Below are 23,769 nucleotides of genomic sequence, written 5' to 3'. Positions count from 1 at the left end.
GCCGGCAAGATGGCAGACTGTGACCGTGCGGACACCCCGAGCGAGATACTTCAACACCACCGGCCCGTGCGACCCGCAGCACCACTACATGCTGCCCCCCACCCAGCGCCTCCCCCAGGCGCGCGTGCTCATCGGGATGGACCGCTACTTCGTCCTGCACGCGCCCCGGCAGACCGGGAAGACGACAGCGCTGCGCACCCTGGCGTCCGAGCTCACCGCCGAGAGTGACGTCGCCGCCCTGATGTTCTCCTGCGAGCGCGCCAAGTCGGCCGGTGATGACTACGCCGCCGCGGAGGAGATTCTGCTGGAGTCCCTCCGCCAGGCCACCGAGTGGGCAGGATGGCCAGAGGAACTGCTGCCGCCACGTCCCTGGCCGCAGGCTCCGGCGGGCACCCGGTTCGGTTCGGCGCTGACCGAGTGGTGCCATCGCTGCCCGCGCCGGGTGGTGCTGTTCCTCGACGAGATCGACGCCCTGCAGGGCAACAGCCTGATCAGTATCCTCAGCCAGCTCCGCGACGGTCACAACGCGCGGCCGGGAGGCCAGCCGTTCCCGACGTCCGTGGTGCTGTGCGGGTTGCGCGACCTGCGTGACTACAAGGTCGCCTCGGGCGGCGACCCCGGCCGCTCCAACCCGGCCAGCCCGTTCAACATCATCGCCGAGTCGCTGCGCCTGGGCGACTTCACCGCCGACGAGATCGCCGAGCTCTACGGCCAGCACACGCAGGCGACCGGCCAGGAGTTCACCAAGGACGCCGTGGACCGGGCCTTCGAGCTGACACAGGGACAACCGTGGCTGGTCAACGCCCTCGCCAATGAGATCATCTTCAAGATGGGAGTGACTGGCGCCATCACCGGCGGCCAGGTGGAGGAGGCCAAGGAGCGGCTCATCCGGCAGCGGGCCACCCACCTCGACACGCTGGCCGCCCGGCTGCGCGAGCCCCGGGTGGAACGGGTGATCGAACCAATCATGGCGGGAACGTGGCCAGACACGGACACTTCATTCGACGATGACGTCTCCTACGCTCACGATCTGGGCCTCATCCGGGGAACCAGGGACTTGGAGATCGCCAACCCGATCTACCGAGAGGTCCTGCTACGGGTCCTGGGCCGGCGCGCGGAGCGGTTCGTGCAGACCGATCCGCACAGTTTCGTGCTCCCGGACGGCCGTTTCGACCTGCCGCGCCTGCTGCGGGAGTTCGTCGTGTTCTGGCGTGAGCACGGCGAAGTGCTCATCCGGCAGGAGGGCTACCACGAGGCCGCCTGCCAGATCATCCTCATGGCCTTCCTGCACCGCCTCGTCAACGGCGGAGGCTACCTCGACCGCGAGTACGCCGCCGGCACCAAGCGCCTGGACGTCCTGGTCCGCTGGCCCTACACCAGCCCAGAAGGCGAACGACTGATGCAGCGGGAGGCCATGGAGCTGAAGGTCTGGCGAGCCGGCGAGAACGACCCGATGCCCGACGGCCTCGCACAGCTCGACCGGTACCTGGATCGCCTGACCCTTACCACCGGCGTGCTGGTGGTCTTCGACCGCCGCCCAGAAGCCCCGCCGTGGCAGGAACGCGGTGGCTTCGAACGGGCGACCACGCCCTCCGAACGAGATGTCACCGTGCTGCGTGTCTGACATCGTCCCCGCCTGAGTCGCACCGGCGTACGCGGCCGCCGGTCCGTCTTCACCGGACGGGATGGGCCGGGGTGTCCGAGGGCCGCGCACGGCGGTGCCGGTTCAGGTCCCGGGGCACGAGGGGGCCGGGTGTTCCCCGGGGAGCGCCCCAGGCTCGGTCGTGGGTGTGCGCGCGGGCGTCGTACCGCCTCCGGCCAGCCCGGCGGCGAGGGCCAGCGCCGCGAGCACCGCGGCACCCCACAGCAGCGTGGGGATCCCGGCGGCTTCGACGACGGTCCCGCCGAGGAAGGCGCCCAGGGCGATGGCCGCGGTGAAGACGCCCACGTAGACACCGGTCACCTGCTCCACCCGGTGCGGCGCGGCCTGGGTCATCCAGATCTGCCCGGCCACCGACAGCCCGCCGTAGGTCAGGCCCCACAGGGCGACGCTCACCCAGGTGAGACCCGCCGTGGTGCTGAAGAGGGCCAGCAGCGCCACCGACAGCGCGATGCCCGCCGTCAGACCGAGGACGGTGACCCGGGCGCGCCAGGCGGCCAGGGAGCCGGCGGCGAAGTTGCCGACCAACCCGAAGAGACCGTAGACGAGCAGCACCAGGGCGATGGGGCCCGGTTCCAGCTCGGTGCGCTCCTCCAGGACGGGCCGCACGTAGGTGTAGGCGGCGAAGTGCGCGGTGACGAGCAGGAGCACGAGCACGAGCCCGACGACAACCGGACGGCTGCGCAGCAGCGACTCCCGTCCCGTCGCGTCGTCGGCGTCCGCCGGGGTCTCGGGCCTGGGCAGCTTGGGCAGGGTCAGCAGCAGTCCGGCGGCGAGCAGCACGGAGCCGACGGCGAGGGCGGCGAACGCGGCGCGCCAGCCGAAGGCGTTGCTGATCAGGGTGCCGAGGGGGACGCCCACGACGGACGCCGCAGCGACCCCGCTGACGGTGGCGGAGACGGCGAGGGCGATGTTGCGGGGCGCGACGAGCCGGGTGGCGACGGCGGCGGCCAGCCCCCACACCACGCCCATGCCGACTCCCAGGACGATCCGGGAGGCGACGAGCAGGCCGAAGCCCTGCGCGACGGCGGTCAGGACGTTCCCTGCGGCCAGGACCGCCATCGCGGCCGCGAGCACCGCGCGCCGGTCCCACGCTCCCAGCAGCCGGGGGACGGCCGGGGCGGTGACGGCGGTGACCAGACCCGTGATGGTCAGGCTGAACCCCGCGGTGCCCGGGGCGATCCGCAGGCCGTCGGCCATCGGGGTGAGCACCCCGACCGGCAGCATCTCCGAGGTGACGACCACGAACGTGCTCAACGAGAGCACCAGGACGGACACCCACTGCCACGGGGTCGTGCGTGCCGGATCAGACCCGGTGTGCCGCACCGGCGAATGCGAAGCCATGACAACCAACCAAGCATCGCGCCGGACCAGGAACAACGGCGATCTCCTCAAGGTTCGATCAGTGTGGATAATCGATCGGGACGTCGAAGGGGCGCGATGAACCAGGTCCACGTACAGGAGATCGAGTGCTTGCTCGTGCTGGCCGAGGAGCTGCACTTCGGCCGGACGGCCGAACGGCTGGGTTGTTCGCAGAGCCGGGTGAGCCAGCTCGTCGCCGGTCTGGAACGGCGGGTCGGGACGCGGCTCGTCGACCGCACCAGCCGCAGCGTGGCCCTGAGCCGGTTCGGAGCCCAGTTCGTCGAGGACGTGCGTCCCGCCTACCAGGAGCTGAGCAGGGTCATCGTCCAGGCCAGGGAACGCGCGCGCAGCCGCACCCTGAGCCAGTTGCGGATCGGCTTCCACGGCAGCCTCTACGAGGAGGTGACCGAGGCGTTCCGGCGGCTGCGCATCGACCACGACGTGGCGCTGGTGCTGAGCGAGATCCCGCTCGGTTCGCCCTTCACGGCCCTGCTGGACGGCCGAGTCGACGCCGCCGTGGTGGAACTCCCGGTGAACGAGCCCGCGTTGACCACCGGGTTCCGGTTCCCTCCGCAGGACCGGCTGCTGGCCGTGGCCGCCTGGCATCCGCTGGCGGGCTCAGGTCGGGTGCACGTCGAGGAGTTGGCGACGCTGGACGTCCTGTATCCGCTGGGGGACGCGCCGGACTACTGGAGGGCGGCCCGGGTGCCGCACACCACGCCAGGGGGCGCCCCGATCCGCTCCACCATCGGCATCACCACGGTCGAGGAAGGGCTGGCGCTGGTGGCGGCGGGCGATCACGGCATGCTCGTGTGCCGTCCGCTGACCGAGCGCGCCACCCGCGGCGACGTACGGTATCTGGGCATCGACGGCCTCGACGAGGCGTCGCAGATGGGCCTGGTCTGGCGCAAGGACCGTGAGTCCTGGCAACTCACCACCCTGGCCGGGCTGCTGGACGCGGAGTTCGCCCGGTCGGTCGACGCCACCAAGCGGATCGCCGTGTGACCCCGGGACGACTGTCGCGGCCCGGAGCGCCGGGGGGATGGCGGCGCGGGCGGGAGATCGGCCTTGGCGCCGGCGCTTGAATGTCCAGCCGGACACGGCCTTGGATCTAGCCCGGGCGAACGATGGGGTCGAGTGCTTCGATGAGCTTCCCGGTCGACGTCGTCTTCATTTCCGCCTCCAGGACGTTCTGCATCAAGAACGTGCCCATGCTCATCGCCACCAGCGCACTCGCCGCGTCCCGTGCCGAGGCGTCGTCGAGCTGGGCCCATCGGCGGGTGAAACCGCTCAGGACGTCGAGGAGTTCGCCCATGAAGCGGCGCTGGGACTCGCGGACGCCGGGGTTGCGGACGAGTTCGCACCACACCTGAAGCATGAGCGAGGCGCTGGTCAGGGGCGGGTTGTCGACCAGTAGCGTGTCATGGATCAGATCGATGACCTCGGCCGGTCGCGGCACCGGGTTCGCGTCGAGCGCCGCACGCAGCACGTGGAGCACCGGGTCCATCACGGTGCCGGCCAGTTCCTCGATGAGTTCGTCCTTGCTGGCGAAGTAGCGGTAGATCCCACCCGCGGACATCCCGGCCTGGCTGCAGATGTCCGGCATCGACGCGGCATGGAAGCCTTTGGCCGCGAAGCAGTGAGCGGCGGCGTCAAGGATCGAGGCACGTCGTCGGGCGAGGTACTCGGGTGTGACCGGCGGCATACCCGCATTATAGAACGATCTTTCGCCTTGACATGTCCGCTGGTCACGAGTATCAATTAAAGCGAAAGATCATTCATTTTACGACTGAGGAGCTTGACCATGACTGCGGACGACACCGGGCGAGTAGCCCTGATCACGGGCGGCGGCACCGGCATCGGCCGTGCGACGGCCATCCAGCTCGCCGACGCGGGCTGGCAGGTGATCGCCGCCGGACGTCGGGAAGCACCACTCGCCGATCTCGCCGCCGAGCATCCGGCGATCAGCTACCAGGTAGTGGACGTCTCCGATGAAGCCCAGGCCCGCCGATTCGTCGACTCGGCCACCGACGCGCACGGCCGGCTCGACGCGCTGATCAACAACGCCGGCGCACTCGACCCCATAGCGACCACCAACCCCACCCACGACGCCTTGAACCACTTGTTCTCGATCAACGTCTTCGGGCCGTCCTATCTGGTCGGCGCCGCGGTCAAGCACCTGTCGGTCTCCGGCGGCAGCATCGTGAACGTCAGCAGCGCGGTCGCGCAACGCCCCCAGTCACGGTCAGTCTTCTACGGCGCGTCCAAGGCCACCCTGGACTACCTGACCCGGTCATGGGCAGGCGAGCTGGCCGGCCTGGGCATCCGCGTCAACGCGGTCGCTCCCGGCCCCACCGACACCCCGATCCTCTCGACGGTGCTACCGCCGGACAAGGTCGTCGAGATCACCGCGCTGGAGGCGGCAGCGCTCCCGCTCAAGCGGCGCGGCACCGCGGACGAGGTCGCCCGTTGGATCGTCGCGCTCGTCGACCCCGCCGCGGAGTGGGTCACCGGCCAAGTGATCGCGATCGACGGAGGAATGGCGATCGCATGACCCGCCGCGTCCTGATCATCGGAGCTGGACTCACCGGCCTGGCCCTGGCCAACGGACTCCACCGCGCCGGCGACATCGAGGTCACCGTCGTCGAGCAGGCGCCGGTCATCACCGAGGCCGGCTGGGCGATCAGCCTGACCGACAGGCATCTCGAAGCCCTGCGGCAACTGGGCCTGGCACCGCGGGATCTGGCCGCGGATCCGCTCGCCCGAATCATCGTGTTCGACCCGACCACCTCCGTCCCGGTCCGAATCATCGCCATGGACGGGGTCGTGACGACCCGTTCCGAGCTGCAGCTATGGCTCTGGGAACCCGTCGGCGACCTGGTGCGCACCGGGATCACCGCGGTCGCGATCAACGACGGTGGCCCGCACGTCGAGGTCGGGTTCAGCGACGGCACCAGCGGCGAGTACGACGCGGTCATCGGCGCCGACGGCATCAACTCCTGGACCCGGCGCACCGTCTTCGGCGGCCCGGACCCCACCTACGCGGGCAGTGCCGTGGTGCGCTTCCAGGTCCCCAACACCGGCGGCCGCGACCTCACCGCCATGACCAGCGATGGCCGTCTGAGCCTTTTCGTGCTGAACGGCGGCACGACACTGCACGGCGTCGTGTTCCTGCCCGGTGAACCGGACAACAACCGCGACCGCACGCTCACCGAACTGGCCGAGGGCTACGGCGACCTGCGAGGCCCGCTGGCCGGCCTCGTCAAGGCCATGCGCACCGAGCCCGTCGGCTTCTACACCAACATCAACCACGTCGTGACCGGCGAGTGGGCCGCCGGCCGGATCGCGCTCGCAGGCGACGCAGCGCACGCCATGAGTCCCCGACTGGGCCAGGGCGCGGGAGTGGGCCTGCAGGACGCCGCGGTGCTTTCCGAACTGCTCACCTTGCCTGACCTTCCGGTTCCTGCCGCGCTCACCGGATATGCCGGAATCCGCCGACCGGCAGCGCAACTGCTCCAGCAACGGTCGCACACCGCCACGCTGCGGACCGGTCAGGCCGGTGCCGCACTCGAACTCCACGCTCCGGCGAACTCGAAAGCGGGCGGATCGGGGTGAGCCGGGCGTACCTGCTTTTCCGAGCTGGAATCTACGCCTTGGTCCGTGACCGCGAATGACCGGGCCCGCACGAGAGGTCTCCGGCGAGACGCAGATCACACCTTCCGCTGTCCCCTCACGCCGGAGCCCTTCGTCGTTGGGGTGAACGCGCCCCGCACGGACCGGCTTCCTGCACGCCGAATGCGCCGCGACCGAGAGGCGAGGGGCAACCGGCTCGCGTACAGGAGGTCTGGGGACGATGCATCCGGTGGAGCTCGGCGTCCTGGGACCGGTGCGGGCGAGTGTCGCGGGACGGGAGATCGCGTTCACCGCGCAGCGGCGCGCGTTGCTCGCCGCGCTCCTGCTGGAGCCGGGCCGGGTCTGCTCCGTCGACCGGCTCGTCGACGAGCTGTGGGGACGGCTCCCGCCCGCCTCCCCGGCCGGCAGGGTGCGTACGCTGGTCGCCGACGTACGCGGGGCGTTCGGCCCGGCCGGCGCGAAGCTGATCGTCACCCACGCTTCCGGATACCTGCTGGACGGCCGCCGCGCCAGGCTCGACACCGACGCCTTCGCCGCCCTCGCGGGGGACGCCGATCGCGCGAGGGACGCGGGCCGCCCCGGCGACGCCGTGGGCCTGCTCGAAGCGGCGCTCGCCCGGTGGCGTGGAGATCCGTTCACCGAACTGCGGGGATCGCGGGCCGCCGCCGAGGCGGCGCGGCTCCAGGAGGCGCGCAGAACGGCGATCGAGACGCGGGCCGAGATCATGCTGGAGCTGGGAAGGCACCCCGAGGTCGTCGCCGAGATGAGCCGCATGGTCGTGGAACACCCCTTGTGCGAACGGCCGCACGCGCTCCTCATGCGTGCCCTCCAGGGCAGCGGGCGGCGGGCGGACGCGCTCGCGGTGTACCGCGCCGTACGCGACCGGTTCGCCGAGGAGCTCGGGATCGAACCCTCCGCCGAATTACACGATCTGCACCAGAACGTGCTCACGGGCTCCCCCGCACCGCCTCAGCCCGAGAGCCCGCCTCAGCCCACGAGCCCGCATCGGCCCACGAGCCCGCATCGGCCCAGGAGTCCGTGGCCGCACAGGCGGCCCGAACCTCGGCGGCGATCCGAACCGTCCGGGGACACCCCGCCTTCACGCCCGATCTGCCTGCTGCCCGCCGATGTCGCCGACTTCGTCGGACGGGCCGCGGAGCAGGAGCGGATCACCGCGCTGCTCCACGACGCGAAGTCCGCACCCGCCGTCGCCGCGGTCCACGGCCTGCCCGGAGTGGGCAAGACGGCCCTCACCCTGCACGTCGCGCATCGGCTGCGCCCGTTCTTCCCGCACGGCCAGCTCTTCGCGCGGCTGCACGGGTCGTCGGCGACGCCGAAGGAACCCGCCGACGTCCTGGAGGAGTTGCTGCGCGCCCTCGGGGTGAGCGGCGACGGCATGCCGGACTCAGCGGAGGACCGGGCCGCCGTCTACCGCCGCCTCGTCGCCGACCGGGCGGTGCTCGTCGTGCTCGACGACGCACGCGACGAAGCCCAGGTGGAACCGCTGCTGCCCGGCACGCCCGGCTGCGCGGTGCTGATCTCGTCCCGCGGCCCGCTCTGCGGCCTGGAAGGGGCCAGGCCGTTCCGCCTGGACCTCCCCTCGGAAGCCGAGGCGCGCGATCTGCTCGGATCGCTCGCCGGGCGGCGACGCGTCGGCGCCGAGCCCGGTGCCGTACGGGAGATTCTGCGGGCGTGCGGCCGGCTCCCGCGCGCCGTGCGGATCGCCGGCGCACGGCTCGCCCTGCGCCCCTCCTGGCAGTTGGCCGGCCTGGCGGCGCGGCTGAACGGCGCGGGCAGCCGGCTGGACGAGCTGGTCGCCGGACGCCTGGAGCTGCGCGCCGGATTCGCGGCCGGCTACGCGGCGCTCACCGACCCGGCGCGGCGCGCGTTCCGCCTGATCGGAACGGCGGCGCTGGACAGCGTGACCGACTGGTCCCTCACCGCGCTGCTCGGGGATTCGTCCCTCGGCGCCGACAGGGCGATCGAGGCGCTGCTGGGCGCGGGGCTGCTGACCGTCCACGAGATCGACGACGCCGGCCAGCCCCGCTACCGCCTGCACGGCCTGGTGCGGGAGTTCGCCCTCGAGGTCGCCGAGACAGACGCGGACGCCCAGGAACGCCGGATGGCCGCGCGCCGGCTCGTCTCGGCGGCGAAGGACCAGGTCCTGAGCGCCGGCAAGGACCTCGTCCGCCCCGGCCACCCGGCAGCCGACCGCCCGGCGCGCGACGTGCCGCCCTACGGCCGTTCCTGGCTGGCGGCGGAGCATCGCGACGTGATCGGCCTCGCCCTCGACGCCGCCGAACTGGGCGAGGTACGCGGCGCCGCGGAACTCGCCGCGTGCCTGACCCCGTTCCTGACGGCGAACGAGCGCCGCGACGACGCCCTCCGCCTGCTGGACGGCATCGCCGACGCCGCCGTCCAGTCGCACGACGTCTTCGTCGTCACGCGAATGCGTCTTCTCCGGGCCGAGATCGTCGAGGACGACGGCACCGCCCTGCTGGACCACCTCGCCCCGGCCCGCGCCACCAGGGCCGAAGGGGCCGCCGGGCCCGATGAGCCCGGCGCCCACACCTCGGCGAGCTAGCACCACTTCGGCTTGTTGTACGACGCGAGACCCCGGAGCGTCATGTACGTGAACTTGCGGGTCTTCCCGAACGGAATCTTCTGGCAGTCCGGGTCGGGCGACCGGGACACGTCGATGGTCGCCTTCCGTTTCGTCGGGTGGCAGTTGAGAATGGTCACGGTGCGCGAGCCCCCGAAATCGGAAGGCGTCTGGCCCATGTAGTGCAGCTTGGCCTTACGCCACGAACACGGCCGGTCGGCGGTGGCTCCGGCGGCCGGCACGACCATCGCGGTCGACAGCCCCGCCGCCGCCACCGTGCACGCGACCAGGAATGTGGTCATCCTTCGGAATTTCACTGCTGAACCTCTCTGAGTCGTGAGGGGAGGAGCAGTTGAGAACGCTAACGACGGCCCGCCCGCTCGCCGCCCGACCCGTGCCCGCCCAGCGCCCACACGGAAGGGCCGGCCGGTCACGGAGGATGGCTCCATGGGAACGTTCAGCGAATCGTCCGTGAATGTTAATGATCGTTTTCAGGGGTTCTCAGCGTCATCTGCTTGGATCGTCCCCGTCCGTAATGACCAGAAATCGCGTTAATGGCGGGGAGTGAAACGCATGACAGCCGCGGAACAGCCCGATCTCGTCACGCGGTTCACCGCACTGCGGGAGACGGCCGCGGCGGCGAACGGCCTGGTCGAGGTTGAGGTCGACGGCACCAGCGACCTGGTCGGCCTGAAGATCGACCCGCGGGCGATGCGCCTTTCCTCGGAGGAGCTGTCGGCCGCGATCAGGGAAGCGTTCGGGCGGGCCCGCGACGCCGCGCAGGAGCGGGCCGCGCAGGCCGTCCCCGAGGCCCTGCGTATGGAGACGCCCGAGCTGACCACCCTGCTCCAGGACGTCAAGGCCGACGCCCACGCCCGCATGGACGAGATCCTCGTCGTCGCGAACGAACTCACCGCGAGGCTCGACCGGCTGATGCAGCCGAAGCCGTGAGCGCGCGGCCGGACGGAGATCCCGGGCGCATGAGACCAGAGTTCGAACGATGAGCGACACGAACAGAGACGTCCACCGCCTACGGCACCCGGCTGGTCAAGGAAGAAGCTCACTGAAGTGGGGACGAGTTCGGCGTGGGGTCCAGGGGATGGCACAGCTCCGGGTTCTGCAGTTCGCCGCACGGGCGGTGGCTGTGTGAGCGCACGATGTCCTTGCCGACCTCGTTCGTCAGGTACCGCAGGAAGCTGGCGGCCGGCGAGTCGGCATCGGGCTCCCCGTAGGTGTAGGCGTACTCCGTCTCCCAGAACGGGTAGGCCCCGTAGTCTGCCGCCTCCGGCGTCGCCCGATGGCCGTTGATCCGTACGGTCAGCAGGTCGGAACGGGCGAAGGCGGCCCCGACCTCGCTGTAGCCGATGGCGCCCGGGGTCTTGGCGACGGCGTCCAGCACGTCATCGGTGGAGCCTCGTACGCAGCGTACGATTCCGGGCGGGGCGTCGGCCCTGCGCTTCAGGCAGTCGTCGGAGGTGTCGCCGGGTTCCCCCTCGCCGAGGATCTTCTGCTCGAACGCCTTTCTGGTCCCGGAGTCGGAGTGCCGGTCGACGAACCGGACCGGCTGGTCGTTTCCGCCCAGCTCCTTCCAGGTGGTGACCCGCTCGTCGTAGATCCGCTTGATCTCGTCCAGGGACAGATCCTCCACTCCTGCCTCCTTGCTGATCACGAGGGTGAACAGGGACAGCGCGATGGGGCGCGGCAGCAGCTTGGGATACCCCTCCGCTTTGGGGCCGTCGGAGAACGTCAGCCGGTCGTTGTTCGCGGAGGCGCTCTTGCGCCCCGCCTCGTCGAGCGCCCGGATGCCCACGCCGCTACCCTGCAACTCGAAGGCGAAGCCGACGCCGGGGCAGGTGCGTCTGTACGAGGCGGCGGCCTCCCGCAGGACGGGTTCGAAGGCGGTGGAGCCGGTGAGGATGAGCGTGCCTGTCGCGCAGTCCAGGGGGATCGAGTCGCGGCGCAGGTAGGTGCCGAACTGCAGGGCGATCATCACCACGAGGAAGCCGATCAGTGCGGTCGTCCGCCAGGAGGTTCCGGTGCGGCTCTTGGTCTCGCGTATCCCCCCGTTCCCGACTCCGCCCTTGATGCCGCCGACGATCCTCGGGTCCTCGAACTTGAGAGAGCCGCTGGTGTTGTCGGGGTCCCGTTCGAGGGCGGCGAGGACCTTGTAGTGCTGGGAGTGGTTCAACGGCACCTTGGGGAGCTCGATGATCCCGTCGAGCATGGTCAGCCCGGAGTCCTCGCCGAAGGAGTGGCGCAGGAAGTCGTCGCTCAGCTCGGTCACCACCATTCCGGCCAGCCGACGTCCCGGGAACGTGATGCGGATGCCGACCTTGTCGTCGTCGAGGACCGCGTAGTCGTGGGTGTCGATGTTCTTCGCGCCGGTGTTCTCGATGCGCAGCAGCACGAACGATGGGTCGACCAGTTTCCTGCCGTCTTCCGGCTGTAGCTGTTTCAGCACTCCGGCGCTCTGCGAGCTGACGTCGGCGGCGGCGACGGTGTCCATCTGCACGCGATAGCCCAGCCGCTTGCGGCCGACAAAGATAAACTCCCACAGAAAGGCCACAAGTGGAACAAGGATACCAAACGCCGCGAAAACGACTTCCCATGGAAAGTTGTCCACGTTGCGCCTCCGCCACGCAGGAGCAAATGAGGATGGGATAGACAAAATACGTGCGTGGATGGCGGCCGACGTGGGGTGGCGGCGAGGTTCCGCGAGAGTTAACCGGCTGTTCAGGTGCGGTGCTCGCTTATTCAGCCGACCAAGTGAATGATATCGCGACCGGCGTACGGAAAAGGTCGCATGCCAGGACCGGGTTGGCCGGACGCGCGTGATCGTATTGGCTGGGAAGATCCCCGACGTGAGGATCAGAGGATGCTGCGTTCAAGAACCGTCCTGTCCGCGCTCGCCGTCGCCGCGGCCACGCTGCTGATCACCGGGCCCACCGAAGCGCTGGCGGATCAGCCGTTACCCTCGGCGATCTTCGGCGCCACGCACAACAGCTACTCGGGAAACATCTCCGGCGCCAGGAACTCGATCACCTACCAGCTCGACCAAGGCATCCGCTTCATCGAACTCGACATTCACGACAACGACTACGCCACCTCGCGCGACTACTCCATCGGCCACGACTCCCCGGGCAACCAGGTCGACCACGCGGGCAACCCCGCGTCGAACCTCCTGCGCGACTGGCTCAACGTGATCAACACCTGGTCCGCGCAGCATCCCACCGCCGCGCCCATCGTCGTCGCGCTCGACATCAAGGACGACCTCACCGACAACACCTCGTACGCCGCGGGCAACCTGGCGGCGCTCAACCAGGAGTTCGTCTCCGTCTTCGGCGCGCGGCTGTTCCGGGCCGAGGACTACCCGGCGACCCCGCCGACCGTGGACGCGCTGCGCGGCCGGGTGCTCCCCCTGATCTCCGGCGACGGCAAGACCCGCACCCAGTACAAGCGGGACATCGGCTACAACCCGGCCGTCGCGATCAACGGCCGCGGCCAGGTCGTGGAGGTGCACGACTCGGGTTCGGGCGCGCTCTGGTACTGGTCCGGCAGGTACGGCGCCGACGGCCGGGTCACCTGGCTACGCCACGGAAAGTACGACAACGGCGTCACACCGGCCGTGGCGCTGAACGACAACGGCGACCTGGTCGAGGTCCACCAGTCCCAGAACGCGACCACGCTGTGGTACCGCGTGGGCCGCCTCGGCGCCGACGGCGAGATCACCTGGTCGGCCAGCCGCAAGTACGACGACGGCGTCCTGCCCACGATCAGGTTCACCGACGCGGCCGGCACCCGGCTGCGCGAGATCCACCGCAGCCAGAGCAGCAACCAGAACTGGAGCTGGGACGGCGTGCTCGACGCCGGCGCGATGACGGCCTCGTGGAGCGGCAACGCCAAGACCTCCGACGCCCGCCACGACAAGACCACCTCGACCAGCGGCACCTCGCGCGTGCGCGTGTGGACCGGCGCCGACGGCCCGACCCCGTCCCAGACCCTGCGCATCGACACCGACAGGCACACCGGCGACCGCATCCGCTACCAGCAGGTCGCCTTCGACGAGTTCCAGCAGGGCGACAGCGCGGAGCTCCAGCAGGGCGCGCTGTTCCACGCCGCGCCCGCCGCCCAGTCGGCGTTCCTCACCGCGGCCCGGCAGGCCGGCCGCCTCGCCCGCGGCTGGAACTTCGACTCGGCGGGCGACGCGACGAACCCACTGGCCAACCATCCGGCGACCAATCGCCCGTACGACACCTGGTACCAGGACCTTCTCACCCGATCCGGCGCCATCCGGTGACGAACCCGCGAGGGGGCGGCGGCCGGAAAATCGTTCGCTCCCTCGTACCTCCGGGCGAGGCGTCGCGATGTCAGGGCGCCGAGCGGTTCGGTGCTGCGGATTTCAGCCGTGGTTGCCGGCCTTCCAGGTGGGCGCGATGCCCGCCGCCAGTTCGATGAAGTCGGGTGCGTCCCGCAGCGCGGCTTCGGCGCCGCCGGGGGTGTAGGTGGCGAGAACCCGCAGGGGACGCCAGCTCGAGTTGAACGTCGAATGCGGCGTGCCGCGGGGGATCCAGACGGCGTCGCCGGTCTTCACGGGGAACTCGCCGCTGTCGCCGACCGTCTGGAGCCCCTCGCCGTCGATGATGTAGAGGATCTCGTCGGCGTCGGGGTGTACGTGGCGATCGTGGCCCCGGTTCGGGTTGATGATCACTTCGCCCAGCGTCGAGCTGGCTCCGGCGACGCTGTCCGGCGTGACCAGCCAGGTGATCGAACCCCAGTCGAAGACCATGGTGGGCAGCGCATCGGGTTTTCTGTGCACGGTCGGTGGTCCTTGTCTCGTCGTAGGTACAGGCGTTTCGCGGGGGGATGAGAGGTCCCGGCTACCGCGGGTGGTGGGCGACGATCTTCTTGAAGGCACGAGCCTGCTCGGCGATCGCGCGCTCGGTGGGCAGGCGTTCCATGGAGGACGCGCCGAAGAACCCGGCTATCCCGGTGGTGCGTTCCATGACGAAGGCGACGTCGGCGGGCTCAGCGATCGGGCCGCCGTGGCAGAGCACGAGCACGTCGGGGTTGACCGCCGCGGCGGCGTCACGCGCCGGGCTCGAGACCGCCCTGGACGCCCTCCGCGCCCACGCCCCCGAATGGTCATGGACCGAACCCCTCGGGGGAAGCGCCCTCTGGGTCAGGCTTCCCGGGACGGACGCCACCGCGTTCGCCCGTGTGGCCCAACGATGCAACATCTCCATCGTTCCCGGCCCGGTGTTCTCCGCCGTCGGGGGGTTCACCGACCACCTCCGCATCCCGTTCTGGCAGCCCGCCTCCGACCTCACCGACGGCATCGCCCGCCTGGCGGCTCTGTGGCGCCAAGACGAACGCGAAAGACCGCATCAGCGGGTCAGGCCGTGACGCGCTCGCCGCCGGTGCGCAGCCGCAGCAGCACCACTCCGTACATCCGGTCCGCCGGGCACAGGCCCCACTGCTTGGAGTCCTCCGAGCGGGGATGGTCTCCGCGCAGCACCAGCATGCCCGGCGGCACGTGGCCGGGCTGGTCCCCCGCCACCCAGGGCGGCACCGGGTCCCCTGCCGCCGCGACGACCCGTTTGACGTACCACCCGCCGGAGGCGACGGGGCCGTTCCACCCCGTACGCGGGTCGGGCCGCCGGACGACCACGATCCGGCCGGGCCTGGCCCGGCGCCGGTGGCGCAGCACCAGCAGCACATCACCGTGATGCAGGGCCGGGGTCATGCTGCCGCCCCGTACGGTGACGGTGGACAGCAGCAGGCGGGCCGCCGGTACGATCCCGATCACCAGCACCGCCGCGCCGACCCAGATCAGGGTCTGGCTCATCCGCCGGCCACCGAGGTCGGCACCGCGCCGCCCTCCCCGGGCAGCGGCCCGACGACGTCACCCGCCGGCGAGGCCGGATCCTCCTGGTAGCCCTCCGCCTGCGTGCGGAAGAGCCTGGCGTAGACGCTGTCCTGGGACGCGGTGAGGGAGGCGTGGTCGCCGCTCTCGAGGATCTGGCCGTCCTGCACGACGACGATCCGGTCGGCCCGGCGGACGGCGCTGAGCCGGTGGGAGACCAGGACGCTGGTGGAGCCCGCGCGCAGCTCCCGCAGCCGGTCGTGGACCGCCGCCTCGGCCACCGCGTCGAGGCCCGAGCTGGGCTCGTCCAGGATCATCAGGTCGCGGCCCTGGCGCATCAGCCCCCGGGCCAGCGCCAGGCGCTGCCACTGCCCGCCGGAGAGGTGGACGCCGCTCGTTCGCGCGCCCTCCTCGTCGTCCTCCTCCTCTCCTGCGTGGAACACCCTGCTCAGCAGCGTCTGGTAGCCGTCCGGCAGCCGCTCGACGGTCTCGTGGACCCCGGCGCGATCGGCCGCCGCCAGGATCCGATCCGGGTCGTCGATCGCCGCCAGGTCCCCGAGCCCGATGTTCTCGGCGGCGGTGAGGTCGTAGTCCATGTAGTCCTGGAACACGGCCCCGATCCGCTGACGCAACTGCGCCACGGGAACGTCGCGGATGTCCACCCCGTCCCACAGCACGGAGCCGCGCTGCGGGTCGTAGAACCGGCAGAGCAGCTTGACGAGGGTGCTCTTGCCCGCGCCGTTGAGCCCGACCACGGCCAGGCTGGTGCCGTACGGGATGGTCAGGTTCAGCCCGCGCAGCACCCACGGAGAGCCCTCGCCGTAGCGGAACCACACATCGCGCAGTTCGATGGAACGGGCCAGCGGGGCGATCTCCCGAGGCTGCGAGGGCGCGGCCAGGTCGTCCCGCACCCCGACCACCGTCAGATAGTGGTGGAAGACCAGAGCGGACTGATGTCCCATGGCGATGCCGTGCACCAGCACGCTGAGCCCGGCCTGAAGCCCGGCCAGTGAGGCGATGAAGACCGACACGTCACCGACGCTGATCGTCCTGGCGGCTGCGGCGTGCACGGCCCACAGCAGCCCCGCGGCCGACAACAGCGCTCCGAGGACGGCCAGGAAGACCTGGACGCGCACCACGCCCCGCTCCAGCCGGTCCTCGGCGCTGTTGGCCGCGCGCACCTCGGTGAGCATCCGGCCGTGCAGGAAGCTCCCCAGCCCGAACAGGCGGACCTCCTTGGCAGCCTGCAGGTCCGTCAGCAGCATCTGGTAGAAGATCTTGCGTCGCATGCCGGGGCTGGTACGCCACATGAGCCCCGCCCGCCGCCGGCCCAGCGTCAGATGGGCGATCATCGCGGGGGCGGCGGCCGCCAGCGCGGCGCCGGTCATGACGGGGTTGATCGCCACCAGCGTGCCCAGGAACCCGGCGATGCCGAGGGTCCCCTGCAGTGTGGACAGGCCCATCTGGACCAACTGGTCCGGGGCGTGTTCCGCGGACTGCTGGGCCAGCCGCAGCCGGTCATGGAAGCGCGGCTCCTCCAGGCGCGCCAGCCCGCTCATCCGGTTGACCGCGTCGAACAGCCGGTCCTGCGAGTGCAGGCCGATGGCGCGCCGGGCGCGCCCCTGCGCGTAGTTCGTGACGGCCGAGGCGGTGGCCATCGCGATGCCCAGGACACCGATGCCGGCCGCCATCCACACCAGTGCCCCGGTACGAGGGGCGGGGGCGGTGATCTCGTCGAGCGCGATCTTGGTCAGCCAGGCGGTGGCCACCGGCGCCGTGCCCCCGATCACCGCCGTGACGAGTTGGAGGAGCAGCATGCCGGGGCAGGCCCGCCAGGCGAGCGCGTACGCCGCCTTCATTGCGCGGACGACGGAGACGCCGGGCTCCGTCACGTCACCTGGCGTCATCGCCGCCGCTCACGGCACCGAAGGCCGGGCGGTCTCGCCCAGCCCCTGCAGGCCGACACTGGCTGCGGTGGCGACTCCGTCGGGACCGTAGTGGGCGAATCCCGGGTAGAAACGGACCCCGAACGCAGCGCCGACCGGTGCGTCGAGGAATTCGGGCACCACATGGTCCGCGACACCCACGAGCTGGGCGGCCAGTTCACTTCCCGCCGCGTCGACGCCGACCACCGTGGCCAGTACCCGGCCGCCCGCGTCCCGTACCCGGCGCGCGTGCTCGCCGAACTCGGGCACGCTGTCGTCGCAGCTCGCGCAGTCCAGCGTGAGGAAGGCGATCAGCGCGGGCCGACCGGCCAGCTCCTCGTCGGTGACCGTGGCGCCGTCGGTGGTGATCGCGGAGAATCCGGGCATCCGGTCTCCGGGTGTGATGCCCAGCCACGGTTCCCCGGCGGAGGAGGCGGAGTCGTGGCGGTGCGGGTGAGCGGCCGGCGAAGTGCTCATACGGGCGCGCCAGCGACGCACCACGGCCAGGGTCAGCACGAGGTTCAGCGCGGTGAGCGCAGAGACCAGAACGAGCCCTGCGACGAGGTATTCCACGGATGTCCTTTCCGGCCCCGGCGCCGTCTCACCGGCCGAGATCCCCGGCCGCGACCGGGGACTTGAAGAGCGCGGCGATGTCATCGACGAAGACGATCAAAGTGGTGAGCACGCCGGCCGCGACCACGGCCAGCGCGATCCCCGGAACGTCTGCGGGAACACCGTCGCCGAGAGCGAGCGCCACGAACGAGCCCAGTCCCGCCGCCGCCAGCAGCACCGCGTTGCGGGCGATGTGCCAGCCGCCCATGGGCACCTCACTGGCGCCGAAGCAGGCGCACTTCACCTTCTTCCCGCGGGCCACGACGAGGATCGGAACGGCCGTCAGGCCGCAGCAGAACAGCGTGGCGGCCAGGAAGCCGGCGGTGACGGTGTCCGGCAGGGCCAGCAGCAGCGCCATGAGCAACTCGGCGGCCGGAACCAGCACGGCCAGCGGACGACGCAGTCGCGCGGGAACGAAGTCCAAGCCTTCCAGCGAGGCGGCAAAAGTGCCCGGTGAGCGCAGTTTGGCCACCGCCGCGAGCGCCATGACCGCCGCCACGACGAGGCGGCAGGCGAACGATACGTACAGCACGGAAGCTCCTCGAGGAGGTGGTGCGTGAGCGCGCGACCGCCCTGGCGAAGGCGGGCACGCGCGTTCCGGGAGCGCCAGGACCCGCGTGGCCGCCCTCGGCGAGAGCGGCCACGCGGCGCGTCAATCAGGTGTCATGCGAACCGGCGGCAGGAGGGCGTCAGCAGTAGTTGTTGCTGTAGCTGTACCAGGGGCCGCAGTGCTTCACGCAGGCGCCGTTGATGGTGCAGGTACGGCCGAAGCACACGCCGCCCTGGGTCTTGTACTCCATCCACGAGTCCGGCGGGCAGCCGGCGTCGGCGGTGGCCTGGGGAAGCAGCGCCTCGACGGCGCGGGTGACACGCCGGGTCACGCTTTGGAACATGATCTCTCCTTGGGGGTGAGGTGAGCGGTTTTCCACACACGGGCCGAGCGCCGCCACGAATGGGTCGAACGTGGCGGCCCTGCAGCCCGCGGGCACGGGGGACGGGCTTCGGGACGTCAAGGGGCGATCAGCTCTGTTCGCAGGGCCGCTATGCCCGCGCCCGCCGTGGTCACCAGGCCGTTCGGGCCGTACCAGGCGTAGGTGGGGTAGTGCTTGGTTCCGTACAGCTTCGACAACTCGGCCTTCGAGTCCTCGGCGATCACGATGTCGACCACCTCATCGAGCGTCGCGGCCAGCTCGCTGCCGGCCGAGTCGTCTCCGTGGACGATCGCCAAGGAAGTCCCTCCGGCGGCCCGCAGCCGCTCGGCGTGCCCGGCGAAGAGGGGCACGGCCTCGACGCAGGCCTTGCAGGTGAGGGAGAAGAATCCGACCAGGGCTTCCTTCCCGAGCAGTGAGCGCTCGGTCACGGTGGTGCCGTCGAGGGCGCGGGCGGAGAAGTTCGGAATGCGATCGATCATCCGGACGGTGGAGGAGGCTTCGGCACCGGGGGAACCGTGACCGTGGCCGCCACCGCCGGTGGCCTCCAGCTCTCGCCATCGGCGGAGCACGACCAGCAGGATCGCCAGGTTCGATAAGCCGACGATGCCGACCAGCACCAGCCCCACTACCGCGAATATCACGACAGGCGTCCTCTCCCAGAACCTACGAGCACCCGTACGCCGTGGCTACCCGTAGATGATCACCCAGAAGGGGACAAACCGCAATGCCCAATTTTTGAGGACCGGTTTGCTGGTGTCAGGGTCGTTGTCGAGTCATGGTGACGAGGTCCGCGCGCTTCCGAGCTGCACGTACACCTCGATGGCCACCCCGATGAGGTCGGCGACGACGAGCGGCCGGGACGCGGTGAACCGGCCTCTGCGCGGCGCGCCCTGACGCTCGAACGGCGAAAACTTGGCCTCCACAGCAGGTCGATCAGGCGTGCGGTGCTGGACAGCTCGTCGGCGGAGCAGTTGCACGATGGCGGCGGTGCCGATCGCCACGATGAGGAGGCGCGCTGCGGCGGGCCTCGGGCGACGGCCCGCCGCCGAGGGCCGAGCCGACCGCCAGGAGGCGGTGGGCGCGGGCACACCCTCGCCCTGACTGCAGCCCCGGCAACCAAGGGAAGTGCGACGAGTTCCCATTTCGCCGCGACCATGAATCCACACACAGAGTGAACAATAGGTTAGCCAATAATTGGTCGGCCATGGTGGACGACGGCGCAACAGAAACAAGGATGGGCTCAACTTCCCCGAAAACGGCGACTGACCATCCGTCCGCGACATGCTGGGAGTGGTGTAACATGCCAGCGACATTCCCAACATGTCAGGCGGAACGGTGAGCGACGGCAGCGATCATCAATGGTTCGCAGACGAATTCCACCATTACTGGATCAACGGGTTCTGCCTTACTTTCATCGCTGAAAAGCCAGCCGATCTTGTTATTTCTGCTCTGCACTCCGTCGGCGTGCCGAACGTGAGCAAGGAGGAATCCGATCAGCTTTTCATCGCGGGCATTCACAGCGCCGAAAGTGGCACGATAATGCTGGAGCGCGGCGGCCACGTCGCGTACACAGACGAGCTCGCCGGCCTTTTGTCGCGTGACACCCGCATGACCGTGGTCGTCAATTTCACCATCGGGTCGCCGAGATTCGCCTACGTCGAGAACGGTGCTCTAGTCTGCGGGTTCCACATCATGGACCCGGACAGCAGAGGTGGAAGGTCTCCCGACGAGCTGCTGCCCGACCTGATCGCATCAGGCCTTCTCCCAGTGACGTACACAGACTGGGAAGAGGAAGAGGACGAAGCAGAAGCCGAGGATGGAACAGCCCACATCAGCCTGGCGATCTCCATCGCCGCTCGCGTCACAGGCCTTCCGTTCAACCGTCAGGTCATGGCAACGCCGCTGCGCTTCTTCTCGTTCACCGAATTCCACTCGCCCGACAGCACGAGGCCGGTGAGATACGTCTTCTAGCGTCCTGAGTCAGTAATTCGCCGATGCTGACCGCTCGGTGGTGATAGTTGGACAGCATCATCCCCGACAGGTATCTTCTCCGGGTCCCGCCCGATCTGTCCGAAACGGAACCGGCCCAAGGAATACGCCTCGTGACCGACATCGTCCCGCTGCGGAAGAATGTGCGGTTTCAACTGCTGTGGGTCGGCAGCGCGGTCTCCCAGTTGGGGTCGGAGCTGACCAGGCTCGCCATGCCGCTGCTGGTGCTGGCGCTCACCGGCTCGCCCGGGTTGGCGGGCATCGTCGCCGGAGCCCGCACCGTCGCCTTCCTCGCGGTCCAGATGCCGGCCGGCGTCTGGGTGGACCGGTGGGATCGCCGCCGCACGCTCATCACTGCTCAGGGTCTCCAGGCGGTTGTCTCCGCGCTGCTGACAGCGCTCATCATCACCGGTCATGTACAGGTCTGGCAGATCGTCACACTGGCAGTGCTGGACGGGCTGTGCGCCGCGTTCATCGGCCCCGTCCAAGACACGTCGATCCGCGGCATCGTCCCTTCGGGCCAACTGCACAGCGCCTACGCGCAGGAGGAGGCCCGTACCCACGCGGCCGGGCTGATCGGCCCTCCGCTCGGCGGCCTGCTGTACAGCCTGGCGCGGGGATTACCTTTCGTCGTCGACACCATCACCTTCCTTGCCGCCACGCTTTTCTATGCTTTTGCGAAGGTGCCGCGCCGCCCGGCCGACGAGCCGCGAACCTCTGCACGCGATGATGGCCAGGAGCAGCGGCCGGTCCGGCATAACATGCGCCGGGAAGCAGCCGAGGCCATCGCCTGGCTGTGGCACCAACCTGGCCTGCGGGAGGTCACCGCAGCGGTAATGATCCTCAACCTGCTGGGCGGAGCGTTCCTCATCCCGCTGATCATGCTGGTCGGCGAACGCGGCGGTGATGCGCGCATCACCGGCACGGTCCTGGCCGGCCTCGGTATCGGCGGACTGACCGGTGCGCTGCTGTCAGGTCGCATCAGCAAGCTCCTGCCTCCCAGCAGACTGCTTCTGGCCGTCGTGACGGTCTTCGGTGCCGCACTGGCGGCCACGGCACTGCCCTGGGGGGCGTGGTGGCCGATGATCCCGTTGGTGTTCGTCACCTTGTCGACGCCCTCACTGAACGTGGTGATGAACGTGGTGGTCGCACGAATGGTGCCGGAGGCGATGCTCGGCCGGATGGGCGCGGTCTTGAGCATGGGCGGGATGGCGCTCAAGCCCCTCGGGCCAGTCCTCGGCGGGGCACTGGCTGCGGCACTGGGCGGCGCGGCGTCGCTCATCGTGCTCGGCGGACTGCTCGGCCTGACCGCCGCCGTAGCCGCGCTCAGCCCAGAGTTGCGCCACTTCACTGGAGAAGCCTCCGCGACCGGAGGCGACACTTCGACCGACGACAAGGCCCTGCACGCCTCCGCCTAGATGACAATCCCGCGTTGTGCGAATATGCGTTCGATTAACGAAGATCGTCAGCGGGGCAGGCCCCGTAGTCATGCCGGGTGCTCGGCTCTCCCCTTCTCCTCCGGAACGGAGCCCGCCGCCGCGACCGTCACCGGCCGGATGCACCTCTGTGCCGATTCACCGACGCCCCGCCGTCCATCGGGGCGTTCAGGTATCAGGTGTACTGGCCGGGCAACTCATGGTTCCGGGGCAGCGGCTCCTCGGTGACCTCGAAGGGCCTGGTGAAGTTGATCCCCGCCGCCGCCGGGCCGTTCGGCTTCTCCGATACGCCGATCGCCCGTCATCTGGCCATCCCAGCCGAATCCGCTACCCGTCCAATGTCCGGCCTCGGATCGCCGTGTTCTGCCGTCGCATGAGTGGCTCGTTGGCGACCAGCAGGGGTCGCAGGGGCGCGGCCAACACCCCGCTGTAGGTGTCGGAGTGCACCAGTCGGGTGCCGGCGACGCCGTCGTCGTCGAGCCAGAACTGGTGCAGCCCGCTGAGCACATTCGGGCGCAGGAGCACCGCGTCCCATCGCAACAGCCGGCCCGGCTCCAACGCCACCAGCTTCGGCCGGAACGTCACGGCCCGGCCTCCGGGGCCGAGGATGCGGACGGTGAGCCGGGATCCGACGTCCAGGTCGCCGGAGATGTGGAGGATCGTCGGGCTCCACTGTGGGTACGCGGCGAAATCCGTGAGCACCTCCCATACCCGTGCACGCGCGACAGGGATGGCGATCTCGGTCTCGATCCGGGTCATCCTGCTCCTTCACCCTCGGCCGCCCGTGCGTTGAGCCGGGCGGGCAGCGTGAATTCGACGTTCTCCGTCGCGGCCCGCTCGACCCGGATGTCGGCGAAGCCGTGCGCGGCGAGGACCGCGAGCAGGTCGTCCACGAGATTCTCCGGGGCGCTGGCACCGGCGCTGACCCCGACCGTGGTGACGCCGTCGAGCCAGGCGGCGGTGAGGTGGTCCGCGTCGGGCACCAGATGGGCGCGTGCACCGGCGGCCTGGGCCACCTCGACCATGCGAATGGAGTTGCTGGAGTTGACCGACCCCACCACGAGCACCAGGTCGGCGCGGCGGGCGATGGCCTTGACCGCCTGCTGCCTGTTCTCACTGGCGTAGCAGATGTCGCTGGTGGGCGGGAGGGCCAGGTCGGGGAAGCGGTCGCGGAGCGCGTCCGTGATCTCCTGGGTCTCGTCCAGCGACAACGTGGTCTGGGTGAGCAGCGCGGTCGGGGTGGCGGCGTCGATCTCTATGCTCCGCGCGTCTTGGACGGTCTCGACGATCACGGTACGGTCGGGCGCCTCGCCGTAGGTGCCCTCCACCTCCTCGTGGCTGCCGTGCCCGACCAGGAGAAGGGTACGGCCGTCCCGGGCGAAGCGGCGCGCCTCCTGGTGCACTTTGGCGACCAGCGGGCAGGTGGCGTCGATGACGTCGAGGTTCCGGCGCGCGGCGTTGTCACGCACCGCGGGCGCCACCCCGTGTGCCGAGAAGACGCACAGCCCGCCCTCCGGCACCTCGTCCTCCGAATCGACGAAGACGGCTCCGCGGGAGCGTAGGTCGGCGACGACATGGTGGTTGTGCACGATCTCCTTGCGGACATACACCGGCGGCCCGTACCGCTCCAGTGCCTGTTCGACGATCGCGATGGCGCGCCGGACGCCCGCGCAGAAGCCGCGCGGCTCGGCCAGCAGGACGGTGCGCACGGGTGGGTTCGGCGCTGTGCGGTTCGGCAAGGCGTTATCCCATTCG

The 23,769-nt window shown here is 70.0% G+C and carries 25 protein-coding genes; 10 read left to right on the top strand and 15 right to left on the bottom strand.

All coding sequences use genetic code 11. The annotated features are described in order from the left end of the window. Window positions 1-25 precede the first annotated feature (25 nt). Entirely contained in the window at window positions 26-1,624 is a 1,599-nt protein-coding gene (locus tag ACZ6S0_RS05315; RefSeq protein ID WP_465913480.1) for an AAA family ATPase, read from the top strand. A 102-nt stretch (window positions 1,625-1,726) separates the two neighbouring features. On the opposite strand, the gene ACZ6S0_RS05310 is transcribed toward ACZ6S0_RS05315, so the two are convergent. Continuing rightward, on the bottom strand, window positions 1,727-3,004 hold the full coding sequence (locus ACZ6S0_RS05310; RefSeq protein WP_465913478.1) for an MFS transporter: 1,278 nt from the start codon (window positions 3,002-3,004) through the stop codon (window positions 1,727-1,729). 96 nt (window positions 3,005-3,100) lie between these two features. On the opposite strand from ACZ6S0_RS05310, the gene ACZ6S0_RS05305 reads away from it, so the two are divergent. After that, on the top strand, window positions 3,101-4,027 hold the full coding sequence (locus ACZ6S0_RS05305; RefSeq protein WP_465913476.1) for a LysR family transcriptional regulator: 927 nt from the start codon (window positions 3,101-3,103) through the stop codon (window positions 4,025-4,027). 106 nt (window positions 4,028-4,133) lie between these two features. Here ACZ6S0_RS05305 and ACZ6S0_RS05300 read toward each other — a convergent pair whose 3' ends face one another. Continuing rightward, entirely contained in the window at window positions 4,134-4,727 is a 594-nt protein-coding gene (locus tag ACZ6S0_RS05300; RefSeq protein ID WP_465913474.1) for a TetR/AcrR family transcriptional regulator, read from the bottom strand. 99 nt (window positions 4,728-4,826) lie between these two features. Here ACZ6S0_RS05300 and ACZ6S0_RS05295 point away from each other — a divergent pair, with 99 nt between their 5' ends. The 3 genes from ACZ6S0_RS05295 (at window position 4,827) to ACZ6S0_RS05285 (ending at window position 9,239) form a co-directional block, all read left to right on the top strand. Next, a complete protein-coding gene (locus ACZ6S0_RS05295; RefSeq protein ID WP_465913473.1) occupies window positions 4,827-5,576 on the top strand; it encodes an SDR family NAD(P)-dependent oxidoreductase in 750 nt (249 codons plus the stop codon). Then, window positions 5,573-6,637 (top strand): FAD-dependent oxidoreductase, encoded by a 1,065-nt coding sequence (locus tag ACZ6S0_RS05290; protein WP_465913470.1) that lies wholly within the window; start codon window positions 5,573-5,575, stop codon window positions 6,635-6,637. Before ACZ6S0_RS05295 ends, ACZ6S0_RS05290 begins: the two co-directional genes overlap by 4 nt. A 238-nt stretch (window positions 6,638-6,875) precedes the next feature. Next, window positions 6,876-9,239: an AfsR/SARP family transcriptional regulator gene (locus ACZ6S0_RS05285; protein WP_465913468.1), complete on the top strand. Its 2,364-nt coding sequence runs from the start codon at window positions 6,876-6,878 to the stop codon at window positions 9,237-9,239. Here the strand turns inward: ACZ6S0_RS05285 and ACZ6S0_RS05280 are convergent. Next, window positions 9,236-9,559: a hypothetical protein gene (locus tag ACZ6S0_RS05280; protein WP_465913467.1), complete on the bottom strand. Its 324-nt coding sequence runs from the start codon at window positions 9,557-9,559 to the stop codon at window positions 9,236-9,238. The two genes, ACZ6S0_RS05285 and ACZ6S0_RS05280, sit on opposite strands and share 4 nt — an antisense overlap. A 271-nt stretch (window positions 9,560-9,830) precedes the next feature. Here ACZ6S0_RS05280 and ACZ6S0_RS05275 point away from each other — a divergent pair, with 271 nt between their 5' ends. Next, the gene (locus ACZ6S0_RS05275) at window positions 9,831-10,208 is read left to right on the top strand and encodes a YbaB/EbfC family nucleoid-associated protein (RefSeq protein WP_465913465.1); all 378 of its coding nucleotides are present in this window, start codon (window positions 9,831-9,833) and stop codon (window positions 10,206-10,208) included. Between the two features lie 109 nt (window positions 10,209-10,317). Here ACZ6S0_RS05275 and ACZ6S0_RS05270 read toward each other — a convergent pair whose 3' ends face one another. Continuing rightward, on the bottom strand, window positions 10,318-11,763 hold the full coding sequence (locus ACZ6S0_RS05270) for a PstS family phosphate ABC transporter substrate-binding protein (RefSeq protein WP_465913463.1): 1,446 nt from the start codon (window positions 11,761-11,763) through the stop codon (window positions 10,318-10,320). A 369-nt stretch (window positions 11,764-12,132) separates the two neighbouring features. Between ACZ6S0_RS05270 and ACZ6S0_RS05265 the strand changes: the two genes are divergently transcribed. Further along, a complete protein-coding gene (locus ACZ6S0_RS05265; RefSeq protein WP_465913461.1) occupies window positions 12,133-13,554 on the top strand; it encodes a phosphatidylinositol-specific phospholipase C domain-containing protein in 1,422 nt (473 codons plus the stop codon). A gap of 102 nt (window positions 13,555-13,656) precedes the next feature. On the opposite strand, the gene ACZ6S0_RS05260 is transcribed toward ACZ6S0_RS05265, so the two are convergent. Together ACZ6S0_RS05260 and ACZ6S0_RS05255 are read right to left on the bottom strand one after the other, a co-directional pair. Next, window positions 13,657-14,073 (bottom strand): cupin domain-containing protein, encoded by a 417-nt coding sequence (locus tag ACZ6S0_RS05260; RefSeq protein ID WP_465913458.1) that lies wholly within the window; start codon window positions 14,071-14,073, stop codon window positions 13,657-13,659. A gap of 61 nt (window positions 14,074-14,134) precedes the next feature. Beyond that, the gene (locus ACZ6S0_RS05255; RefSeq protein ID WP_465915203.1) at window positions 14,135-14,311 is read right to left on the bottom strand and encodes a phosphoenolpyruvate hydrolase family protein; all 177 of its coding nucleotides are present in this window, start codon (window positions 14,309-14,311) and stop codon (window positions 14,135-14,137) included. Between ACZ6S0_RS05255 and ACZ6S0_RS05250 the strand changes: the two genes are divergently transcribed. Further along, entirely contained in the window at window positions 14,259-14,660 is a 402-nt protein-coding gene (locus ACZ6S0_RS05250) for a hypothetical protein (protein WP_465915248.1), read from the top strand. The genes ACZ6S0_RS05255 and ACZ6S0_RS05250 overlap by 53 nt on opposite strands. Here ACZ6S0_RS05250 and ACZ6S0_RS05245 read toward each other — a convergent pair. From ACZ6S0_RS05245 to ACZ6S0_RS05215, 7 genes are all read right to left on the bottom strand, one after another. Continuing rightward, window positions 14,650-15,102, bottom strand: coding sequence for a S26 family signal peptidase (locus ACZ6S0_RS05245; RefSeq protein WP_465913455.1), 453 nt, complete (start codon window positions 15,100-15,102; stop codon window positions 14,650-14,652). The genes ACZ6S0_RS05250 and ACZ6S0_RS05245 overlap by 11 nt on opposite strands. Further along, window positions 15,099-17,012 (bottom strand): ABC transporter ATP-binding protein, encoded by a 1,914-nt coding sequence (locus ACZ6S0_RS05240; RefSeq protein ID WP_465913453.1) that lies wholly within the window; start codon window positions 17,010-17,012, stop codon window positions 15,099-15,101. Before ACZ6S0_RS05240 ends, ACZ6S0_RS05245 begins: the two co-directional genes overlap by 4 nt. A gap of 24 nt (window positions 17,013-17,036) precedes the next feature. Next, window positions 17,037-17,618, bottom strand: a complete 582-nt coding sequence (locus ACZ6S0_RS05235) for a peroxiredoxin family protein (protein ID WP_465913451.1) — start codon at window positions 17,616-17,618, stop codon at window positions 17,037-17,039. Between the two features lie 28 nt (window positions 17,619-17,646). Beyond that, window positions 17,647-18,189 carry a MauE/DoxX family redox-associated membrane protein gene (locus ACZ6S0_RS05230; RefSeq protein ID WP_465913449.1) on the bottom strand — a complete coding sequence of 181 codons (543 nt, stop codon included), beginning with the start codon at window positions 18,187-18,189 and terminating at the stop codon, window positions 17,647-17,649. A gap of 157 nt (window positions 18,190-18,346) precedes the next feature. After that, on the bottom strand, window positions 18,347-18,550 hold the full coding sequence (locus ACZ6S0_RS05225; protein WP_465913447.1) for a hypothetical protein: 204 nt from the start codon (window positions 18,548-18,550) through the stop codon (window positions 18,347-18,349). A 116-nt stretch (window positions 18,551-18,666) separates the two neighbouring features. Further along, window positions 18,667-19,230, bottom strand: a complete 564-nt coding sequence (locus ACZ6S0_RS05220) for a TlpA disulfide reductase family protein (RefSeq protein WP_465913445.1) — start codon at window positions 19,228-19,230, stop codon at window positions 18,667-18,669. Window positions 19,231-19,362: 132 nt separating this feature from the next. Beyond that, window positions 19,363-19,590 (bottom strand): hypothetical protein, encoded by a 228-nt coding sequence (locus ACZ6S0_RS05215; RefSeq protein ID WP_465913444.1) that lies wholly within the window; start codon window positions 19,588-19,590, stop codon window positions 19,363-19,365. Window positions 19,591-19,909: 319 nt separating this feature from the next. On the opposite strand from ACZ6S0_RS05215, the gene ACZ6S0_RS05210 reads away from it, so the two are divergent. Next, window positions 19,910-20,560 carry a DUF6461 domain-containing protein gene (locus ACZ6S0_RS05210; RefSeq protein ID WP_465913442.1) on the top strand — a complete coding sequence of 217 codons (651 nt, stop codon included), beginning with the start codon at window positions 19,910-19,912 and terminating at the stop codon, window positions 20,558-20,560. A gap of 131 nt (window positions 20,561-20,691) precedes the next feature. Beyond that, entirely contained in the window at window positions 20,692-21,996 is a 1,305-nt protein-coding gene (locus ACZ6S0_RS05205; protein WP_465913441.1) for an MFS transporter, read from the top strand. A 345-nt stretch (window positions 21,997-22,341) separates the two neighbouring features. Here the strand turns inward: ACZ6S0_RS05205 and ACZ6S0_RS05200 are convergent, their stop codons facing one another. Together ACZ6S0_RS05200 and ACZ6S0_RS05195 are read right to left on the bottom strand one after the other, a co-directional pair. Continuing rightward, window positions 22,342-22,773, bottom strand: a complete 432-nt coding sequence (locus tag ACZ6S0_RS05200) for an SRPBCC family protein (protein WP_465913440.1) — start codon at window positions 22,771-22,773, stop codon at window positions 22,342-22,344. Further along, entirely contained in the window at window positions 22,770-23,753 is a 984-nt protein-coding gene (locus ACZ6S0_RS05195) for a 4-hydroxy-3-methylbut-2-enyl diphosphate reductase (protein ID WP_465913438.1), read from the bottom strand. Before ACZ6S0_RS05195 ends, ACZ6S0_RS05200 begins: the two co-directional genes overlap by 4 nt. Between the last annotated feature and the right edge of the window lie 16 nt (window positions 23,754-23,769).

The organism is Nonomuraea sp. NPDC051298, assembly GCF_055586305.1.
Note: the sequence above shows the minus strand (reverse complement) of the source record. Positions and strands in the feature narration are given on the sequence as shown.

What these genes read in the sequence shown, in the direction of transcription:
- ACZ6S0_RS05270 (WP_465913463.1), bottom strand. Translation starts at nt 11,763, where the DNA reads ATGGACACCGTCGCCGCCGCCGACGTCAGCTCGCAGAGCGCCGGAGTG.
- ACZ6S0_RS05310 (WP_465913478.1), bottom strand. Translation starts at nt 3,004, where the DNA reads ATGGCTTCGCATTCGCCGGTGCGGCACACCGGGTCTGATCCGGCACGC.
- ACZ6S0_RS05285 (WP_465913468.1), top strand. Translation starts at nt 6,876, where the DNA reads ATGCATCCGGTGGAGCTCGGCGTCCTGGGACCGGTGCGGGCGAGTGTC.
- ACZ6S0_RS05245 (WP_465913455.1), bottom strand. Translation starts at nt 15,102, where the DNA reads ATGAGCCAGACCCTGATCTGGGTCGGCGCGGCGGTGCTGGTGATCGGG.
- ACZ6S0_RS05305 (WP_465913476.1), top strand. Translation starts at nt 3,101, where the DNA reads ATGAACCAGGTCCACGTACAGGAGATCGAGTGCTTGCTCGTGCTGGCC.
- ACZ6S0_RS05200 (WP_465913440.1), bottom strand. Translation starts at nt 22,773, where the DNA reads ATGACCCGGATCGAGACCGAGATCGCCATCCCTGTCGCGCGTGCACGG.
- ACZ6S0_RS05300 (WP_465913474.1), bottom strand. Translation starts at nt 4,727, where the DNA reads ATGCCGCCGGTCACACCCGAGTACCTCGCCCGACGACGTGCCTCGATC.
- ACZ6S0_RS05295 (WP_465913473.1), top strand. Translation starts at nt 4,827, where the DNA reads ATGACTGCGGACGACACCGGGCGAGTAGCCCTGATCACGGGCGGCGGC.
- ACZ6S0_RS05225 (WP_465913447.1), bottom strand. Translation starts at nt 18,550, where the DNA reads ATGTTCCAAAGCGTGACCCGGCGTGTCACCCGCGCCGTCGAGGCGCTG.
- ACZ6S0_RS05280 (WP_465913467.1), bottom strand. Translation starts at nt 9,559, where the DNA reads ATGACCACATTCCTGGTCGCGTGCACGGTGGCGGCGGCGGGGCTGTCG.
- ACZ6S0_RS05275 (WP_465913465.1), top strand. Translation starts at nt 9,831, where the DNA reads ATGACAGCCGCGGAACAGCCCGATCTCGTCACGCGGTTCACCGCACTG.
- ACZ6S0_RS05250 (WP_465915248.1), top strand. Translation starts at nt 14,259, where the DNA reads ATGACGAAGGCGACGTCGGCGGGCTCAGCGATCGGGCCGCCGTGGCAG.
- ACZ6S0_RS05265 (WP_465913461.1), top strand. Translation starts at nt 12,133, where the DNA reads ATGCTGCGTTCAAGAACCGTCCTGTCCGCGCTCGCCGTCGCCGCGGCC.
- ACZ6S0_RS05210 (WP_465913442.1), top strand. Translation starts at nt 19,910, where the DNA reads ATGTCAGGCGGAACGGTGAGCGACGGCAGCGATCATCAATGGTTCGCA.
- ACZ6S0_RS05290 (WP_465913470.1), top strand. Translation starts at nt 5,573, where the DNA reads ATGACCCGCCGCGTCCTGATCATCGGAGCTGGACTCACCGGCCTGGCC.